Raw genomic sequence first — 7,789 nt, forward strand, 5'->3', positions numbered from 1 at the left:
GCAGCGATCGCAATTGCCCGACAATATCAAAATGCTAGTCAGTCGCGTTTATCTTCTCGTCGTCAGTTAGTAGTAGTAACTTTTACACGTTCGGCGGCTGCTAATATTAAACTCAAAATCCGCGAATACCTCAAGCAATTATCTTTACCTCAAACGGGTTTCGCTGTTTATACCCTGCATGGTTTAGCGTTAAATATTGCTAGCCGTCATCCTGATTTATCCGGGTTAGATTTAGAAAATGTTACCCTAATTACACCTAACCAAAGCCACCGCTTTATTCGCACTGCTGTAGAGCAATGGATTACTAATCACCCCAGACTGTATGCTCAGTTATTAGAAGGACTGCAATTTGATGGTGAAGAAACAGAAAAGTTACGCCGTCAGTCTGTGCTACGAACAGAAGTCTTACCAGATTTAGCAACTACTGTTATTCATGAAGCTAAAAGTTCTGGTATATCTCCTACTAAACTACGGCAATGGAGTCAACAAACTACAGACGCTTATGAAATTTTAACTATAGCTGCGGGATTGTATGAGGAATATGAAAACTTGATGCGATCGCGCGACTTCATCGATTATGATGACATGATTTTAGCCGCTCTGTGCGTCTTAGAAAACGACCAAGCCCGTCGCATTGAGCAAAACCAAGTTTTCGCCGTCTTTGAAGACGAAGCCCAAGACTCAAGCCCATTACAGACGCAGTTATTAGAAATTTTAGCCAGTGGTGACGCTCTGGAGCAGAGGAGCAGGGGAGCGGAGGAAGCAGAGGAGCAGGGGAGAAGAACTTTTACCCAGTCCCCAGTCCCCAGTCCCCAGTCCCCAGTCAACCTGATCCGAGTTGGCGACCCCAACCAAGCGATTAACTCGACGTTTACCCCGGCTGATCCGATTTACTTCCGGGAGTTTTGCCAAGAGTGCGATCGCTCTGGCAGACTAGCAACTATGGATCAAGCTGGTCGCAGTACCAGTATGATTATTTCTGCCGCTAATTTTGCTCTGGAATGGGTAAATAGCTTCTATGCGGCTAAAAATCAAAACTCTCCCCATCTTCCTAGTCCCTTTAGTCTGCAAATTATCCACCCTGTTAACCAAGCAAATGTTAACCCCCCCGCAGTCGGTAGAGGTTTAGAACTATACACACCCCGTGATATTCATCACACAGTCGAATTACTGGGTGAACGGGCAATAGAGTTATTAACAGCAGATTCTAGCAAAAGTGCCGCCGTATTAGTACGGGAAAATCGCCAGGGACGCTGGTTAGCTCAAGCACTAGAACCACTGTTTAAAGAGCATAAAATTAGAATCTTTGATGTGGGAGAAAGCGATCGCCGTTCTCATGTACCCCAAGAAATTTTATCACTGCTGCAATTTTGCGATCGCCCCCATTCCCCCGACTACCTCAAAACTACCTTAGAAGTATTAGTACAGCGTCAATTAATTCCCACCCAAGACCTCAACGCCCTAGCTAGTCTACCAGAAGAATTTCTCTACCCCGGCCCCTTAGCCGCCCCCCAACCTGAACCAGTTCAAAAAGCCTCTCATCTGTGCCGTAGTTTACTCCGCGCCCGGTTAGAATTACCTTCATATCAGTTAATTTATTTCCTAGCTTTGACCTTAAGTTATGACCAAGCCGAACTCGCCACTGCTGATAAACTCTCAGAACGAGTCAACAAGCAAATAGCTGGTAATAACTCAATGGGGGCGATGCTATCAGCGTTAAGTGAAATTGTCAATTCTGAACGCTTTGAACCAGTGGAAACCGAGGATATAGAAAAGCGTTACACCCGCGAAGGTCAATTAACAATTATCACCATGCACAAAGCCAAAGGCTTAGATTGGAACTATGTTTTTCTTCCCTTCCTCCATGAAAACTTAATTCCTGGTCGGTTTTGGGTTCCTCCCCATAGTCAATTTTTGGGTGACTTTACATTATCAGAAGTTGCCCGCGCCCAGATTCGCGCTGCACTCCACGGTGAAGACACCATACCAGAAGTCATCTCAGCTTGGGAACAAGCCAAACACCTGAAAACCGCCGAGGAGTACCGTTTACTCTACGTAGCCATGACTAGAGCCAAACAATTGTTATGGATGTCTGCGGCACAAAAAGCCCCCTTCACTTGGAGTAAACCCGAAAATTTACAAGAACAAGCAGCCTGTCCGGTTTTTGCCGCCTTGAAGCGGGAGTTTTCGGAGTGTGTGGTGAGGGTGTAGGGGAGACAAATCAATTCAAAATTCAAAATTCAAAATTCAAAATTCAAAATGGGGATTGTTGACTGTTGACTTCTTTGATGCGCCAGTCGCCAGTCCCTTCCAGTCCCCAATCCCTTATTTTAAGGATAAGTTAATTGAATGTGATAGCTAGTAAGGTGACGTAACAAAAAGCTACTATGCTTTGAGGAAGTAGTTTTGACTCAAAAGAGGTTTCAACCAAAAGACAGTCAGTTAAATGCAACTTTGGTCAGAAACAATAGATAGAATGATCAAAGTTAGCCTTGATATCTAATCGCCAAAACCTGTATATATCATGGATTTTGCTAGTCTTGCATCTCAGTTAAATGCTGGAACGATTTTACCAGAGGGAATTGTCATTGTTACCCTCATGGGGGTTTTGATTGTTGATTTGATTTTAGGGCGCACATCTTCACGCTGGATTGGATATCTAGCGATCGCAGGTTTACTAGCTGCGACTGTCGCCCTATGTTTCCAATGGGATGCTACTAATCCCATCTCTTTTAGCGGTGGCTTTAACGGCGACGACCTCAGTATTGTGTTTCGCGGTATCATTGCTCTATCTGCCGTAGTCACTATACTGATGTCAATTCGCTACGTTGAGCAGAGTGGTACTGCTTTAGCAGAATTCATCGCTATTTTGTTGACTGCTACTCTCGGAGGAATGTTTGTCTCTGGGGCTAGTGAATTAGTGATGATTTTCATCTCCCTAGAAACCCTGAGTATTTCCTCTTATTTGTTAACAGGTTATACCAAGCGTGACCCCCGTTCTAATGAAGCGGCGTTAAAATATCTGCTGATTGGAGCTTCCAGCACCGCAGTATTTTTGTACGGTGTATCATTGCTGTATGGTCTGTCTGGTGGTCAAACAGAACTGAGTGCGATCGCCAACGGTATTGCTCAAGCTAATGTTGGTCAATCCTTGGGTTTGGTGATTGCTTTAGTATTTGTGATCGCAGGTGTTGGCTTTAAAATCTCTGCTGCACCTTTCCACCAATGGACACCAGACGTTTATGAAGGCGCACCTACCCCAGTCATCGCCTTTTTATCCGTTGGTTCTAAAGCAGCCGGATTCGCCCTAGCTATCCGTTTACTAACTACAGTCTTCCCCCTCGTAGCTGAAGAGTGGAAGTTTGTCTTCACCGCCCTGGCTGTCCTCAGCATGATTTTGGGTAACGTTGTCGCCCTGGCTCAAACCAGCATGAAACGAATGTTAGCTTATTCATCCATCGCCCAAGCTGGGTTTGTGATGATTGGCTTGATTGCTGGGACTGATGCAGGTTACTCCAGCATGATTTTCTATTTGCTGGTATATCTATTCATGAACCTGTGCGGCTTTACCTGCATCATTCTGTTCTCCCTACGGACAGGAACAGACCAAATTGCCGAATACTCTGGGTTATATCAAAAAGACCCACTGCTCACACTTGGTTTAAGTATATCCCTGTTGTCCCTCGGTGGTATTCCGCCTCTGGCTGGATTCTTTGGGAAGATTTACCTATTCTGGGCAGGTTGGCAAGCTGGTCTTTATTGGTTAGTCTTATTAGGTCTAGTTACCAGTGTGGTTTCCATCTATTACTACATTCGTGTAGTTAAGATGATGGTAGTCAAAGAACCCCAAGAAATGTCCGACGTAGTGAAAAACTATCCTGAAGTACGTTGGAATTTACCAGGATTTAGACCTTTACAAGTAGGGTTGATAGTCACTTTAATTGCTACCTCCCTCGCTGGAATTTTGTCAAATCCTCTGTTTACTTTGGCAAACAGTTCTGTCACCCATACCCGAATCTTACAAACCACAGCAGTTGTCAGCACTCAAGTAAGTGCTATTCCTACTGAAACATCAGAAGATTTGTAGACTGCTGTATTTTTATCTTGGCTAATAGTTGCAAAACTATTAGTCATTTTCTCTATTTTAAAAAATTACAAAATTGCAGCTAATTAATCAAATAAAATCAAAAAATGTTTCTATGTGTGCTAACAAATGGGAATAGCGATCGCAAACTCAGAACCCTCTCCTAAAACAGATTTTACTTCCAGTGTTCCGCCATGTTTCTGGACAATGATTTGGTGAGCGATCGCTAACCCTAAGCCTGTGCCTTTACCCACTTTTTTAGTAGTAAATAAATAGTCAAAGATTCTTTGCTTAATTTCTTCAGGCATTCCTACACCATTATCTTTAATTGTAATTAAAACTTGCTTTTCATCTGCACTTAGCATCGTCTGAATAAAAATTTGTTTATGATTATCTAAAATATATTGCTCACTAGACTCTTCTAAGGCATCAATCGCATTGGCTAAAATATTCATAAATACCTGATTTAGTTGTCCGGGAAAGCATTCTATAGGTGGTAAATCTCCATAGTTTTTGATAACTTCAATAGGAGGACAATTTTCAGAACCTTTCAGCCGATGTTTCAAAATTAAAAGTGTGCTATCTATCCCTTCATGAATATCACACTGTACTTTATTTTCGGTATCGGCTCTAGAAAAAATTCGCAAACTCTTGCTCATATCTCGAATGCGTTGAATTCCTGCTTTCATTGCCGAAATTAAGTTAGGTAAATCAGAACGCACATATTCCAAATCCATTGCGGCAATTTCTTCTTTAATCTCTGTGACTGGCTCAGGATAGTTTAGTTGATAAAGGTCAATCAAATTGAGCAAATTTTGAAAGTATGTAAAAGTATGACCTAAATTACCATAAATACAACTAACTGGATTATTAATTTCATGAGCCAACCCTGTCACTAATTGACCGAGAACAGACATTTTTTCTTGTTGTATAATCTGGACTTGAAATTCTTGTAATTCTCGCAATGCTTGATTTAATGCGGCTGTGCGTTCTACTACCTGCTGTTCTAAACTTTTAGTTAAAATGCTCAGTTGTAGATGTGTTCTAATTCTCGCTAATACTTCCTTTTTATGAAAAGGTTTAGTAATATAATCAACTGCTCCTAAACTTAAACCAGTCACCTTACTTTCTGTATCTGTAATTCCCGTCATGAAGATGACAGGAATATCTTGAGTTATGGGATTGCTTTTTAACTTTTTACAAGTCTCAAAGCCATCCATTCTTGGCATCATCACATCTAATAAAATTAAATCTGGTAATCGAGTTTGTATCTGCTCAAGCGCGGTTTCCCCATTCATCGCTGTGGCGACTGCAAAACCCTCCTCAGTCAGTGCGATGGAGATAATTTCTAGATTCGTCAGAGTATCATCTACAACTAAAATGAAGTTATTTTGTGTTAATGTCGGCAGCATTTTTATGGAAATTCAATTTTATATTTATTTTTCCCAGAAAATTAACCAGAGGAACATCCAGACTAGCCAATTGTGTAAATATTCCTCAATTGGGGCTTAAATCAGATGAAATGTTGTAATTTGAAATTTTTAACTGTTTAGCATGGCTCAACTACAACGAATTGCGATCGCACCTACTCAAATCCAGCAAGCCGAAATTTTGCTGACTCCAGAGCAACAACACTATTTAAGGCGGGTGTTACGCTTACGTGAGGGTGAGCATTTCATTGCTATGGATGGTAGGGGTAAGTGGTGGTTAGCCTGTCTTACCGGAGAACAAGCACAGGTTTTAGAACCGCTAACTGTCGAAACTGAGTTACCTGTAGCCATTACTTTAATGATTGCTTTACCTAAAGCAAGCGGGTTTGATGAGGTGGTGCGGAGTTGTACAGAGTTAGGTGTAGCCTGTATTACTCCAGTTTTGAGCGATCGCACTTTACTAAATCCCAGTCCCCAAAAACTCGAACGCTGGCGACGCATTGCCACCGAAGCCGCCGAACAATCAGAACGGGCTTTCGTCCCTACTATTTTAGAACCTGTGGCTTTTAGTGATGCTGTGACTAATATCACTGCCACTCACCGCTATATTTGTGAAGCACGAGGCGAGTATCTGCATCTCAACCACGCAATGACGGAGATTGCCGGGGAAATTGTGATTGCAACCGGGCCGGAAGGAGGTTGGACAACAGCAGAAATTGAGGCGGCGATCGCATCTGGATTTCAACCAGTCTCCCTCGGTCGTCGTATCTTACGCGCAGTCACAGCCCCCATCGTCGCATTATCCCTAATTACCGCAGCTTGTGAAGTATAAATAATTTATCTCCAGCCGAGAAAAATATCTTATGATTGAAAAAGTGGCGATCGCCTTGGAACGGAAAGATTATCAAACTGCCGCCAAATTACTCCAACACCTACTCAAAGAGTCCCCGGATAATCCTTGGGTGCAATTTTATCTAGCAAGACTGCAAGAAGTATCAGGCAAACGCCCAGAAGCAGAAAAAACCTACCGCAAACTACTTTTAAATACCACCAATCAAAAGATTATCAGGCAAGCACGGCAAGGTTTGCAACGACTACAAGAAATGGCGCGAGAAGAAAAACAACGAGCCATAGCTCAAGCCACAGCCGAACCAAACAATAATGAATTAGGGATACTAATTTTAGCACCCCTGAGCAATGCACAAAAAACCCAACTAGCAGCAAAATTCGCCCAAATTATGCAGTTAGACCCCTACACGGCTAGATTGGTACTTCCTAGCCGCAATTGGAAATTTTACCGAACTGGGAAAATCGGCGAACTCAAATTTTATGGTATGCAGCTACAGCAAGCAGGAATTCCTTGCTTGTGGACAACCTTAACAGCGATTAACCAAATACAAGTTTTTCAAGTTCAGTATTTTCAGGAATCTCAGCCAAAACCTACCGTAATCTGCTGCAATCAGTTCAATCAATCGGGTTCTCTCACATTTGATTGGTTAGAAGTGACAGCAAGAGTTACAGGCTTACTACCGATTTTTGAACAAGTTGTAGATGTCAATGCCCAACGCCAACTACAACGCAAAACCCAAACCCAGGACTATGCTCAATTCTGTGATTTACATTTACCACAGAGAAACTGTATTTTAAGAATATCTGATCAAAGCTATCAATTCCAGCAGGGTGTAGAAATCAGCCCCCTAGCTAGCCAAAATACCATGAGAATTAATTGGAATGCCTTGTTAGACTGGATGCAACAGCATTTACCACAAGTTAAACTTTGGTCAGACTTTACACCCTTTGCGGAAACAGTCCTAGAACAAACAGAAATGCTGAGTAACATCCCATCTCACATCCGTCTGTTTCGTCGGGATAAAACTAATTGGGACTCAGCATTTCATCTATATAGCGGATTGATTTTCAGGCAAGACAGCTAACAGTTGACTGAAATTTTGAACAGTTGTTAGCCAGGAGTTTTCACTTGACTAGCCATGTCTAGATAACTGCTCATATTAGCACCGGGACGACGACGACCATTAGAAATAGAAGCTGATGGTGCTAAATATTTGGGTGCAAATGTGGTTTCAGTGGGCGCAGTGGTTTTGGTACTCGCTGCGGGTGCGGGTGCGGGTGCGGGTGCGGGTGCTGATTCAGCTTTGCCGTTTTTCGCAGGTGCTTGTTTCGCAGGTGTTGTAGCGGGTTCTGCGGCTACAGTTGCTTTTGTACCGTTGGTTGTTTCTGGCTGGGTTGCTTCTGGCTTAGGTGCGGCTGGTGTAGG

General features: G+C 42.7%; 6 protein-coding genes. 4 read left to right on the forward strand and 2 right to left on the reverse strand.

Annotated elements, in window-relative coordinates:
* Both AACS98_RS16450 and AACS98_RS16455 read left to right on the forward strand, forming a co-directional pair.
* A partial coding sequence (locus AACS98_RS16450; RefSeq protein WP_066381780.1) for an ATP-dependent helicase occupies nt 1-2,211 on the forward strand: 2,211 nt, incomplete at its 5' end.
* A 313-nt stretch (nt 2,212-2,524) separates the two neighbouring features.
* Complete coding sequence (locus AACS98_RS16455; protein ID WP_066381782.1) at nt 2,525-4,087, forward strand: NAD(P)H-quinone oxidoreductase subunit N; 1,563 nt, start codon at nt 2,525-2,527, stop codon at nt 4,085-4,087.
* A 119-nt stretch (nt 4,088-4,206) separates the two neighbouring features.
* Here the strand turns inward: AACS98_RS16455 and AACS98_RS16460 are convergent, their stop codons facing one another.
* Nucleotides 4,207-5,496, reverse strand: a complete 1,290-nt coding sequence (locus tag AACS98_RS16460; RefSeq protein ID WP_066381784.1) for a sensor histidine kinase — start codon at nt 5,494-5,496, stop codon at nt 4,207-4,209.
* Nucleotides 5,497-5,638: 142 nt separating this feature from the next.
* Between AACS98_RS16460 and AACS98_RS16465 the strand changes: the two genes are divergently transcribed.
* Together AACS98_RS16465 and AACS98_RS16470 are read left to right on the forward strand one after the other, a co-directional pair.
* Complete coding sequence (locus AACS98_RS16465) at nt 5,639-6,346, forward strand: 16S rRNA (uracil(1498)-N(3))-methyltransferase (RefSeq protein ID WP_066381786.1); 708 nt, start codon at nt 5,639-5,641, stop codon at nt 6,344-6,346.
* A 31-nt stretch (nt 6,347-6,377) separates the two neighbouring features.
* A complete protein-coding gene (locus AACS98_RS16470; protein ID WP_066381788.1) occupies nt 6,378-7,448 on the forward strand; it encodes a tetratricopeptide repeat protein in 1,071 nt (356 codons plus the stop codon).
* 26 nt (nt 7,449-7,474) lie between these two features.
* Here AACS98_RS16470 and AACS98_RS16475 read toward each other — a convergent pair.
* Nucleotides 7,475-7,789: hypothetical protein (locus tag AACS98_RS16475; protein WP_232317163.1), on the reverse strand; the 315-nt coding region annotated here is incomplete at its 5' end.

It is taken from the genome of Anabaena sp. CA = ATCC 33047 (genome assembly GCF_963870205.1).
GTDB lineage: Bacteria > Cyanobacteriota > Cyanobacteriia > Cyanobacteriales > Nostocaceae > Trichormus.

What these genes read in the sequence shown, in the direction of transcription:
- AACS98_RS16455 (WP_066381782.1), top strand. Translation starts at nt 2,525, where the DNA reads ATGGATTTTGCTAGTCTTGCATCTCAGTTAAATGCTGGAACGATTTTA.
- AACS98_RS16460 (WP_066381784.1), bottom strand. Translation starts at nt 5,496, where the DNA reads ATGCTGCCGACATTAACACAAAATAACTTCATTTTAGTTGTAGATGAT.
- AACS98_RS16465 (WP_066381786.1), top strand. Translation starts at nt 5,639, where the DNA reads ATGGCTCAACTACAACGAATTGCGATCGCACCTACTCAAATCCAGCAA.
- AACS98_RS16470 (WP_066381788.1), top strand. Translation starts at nt 6,378, where the DNA reads ATGATTGAAAAAGTGGCGATCGCCTTGGAACGGAAAGATTATCAAACT.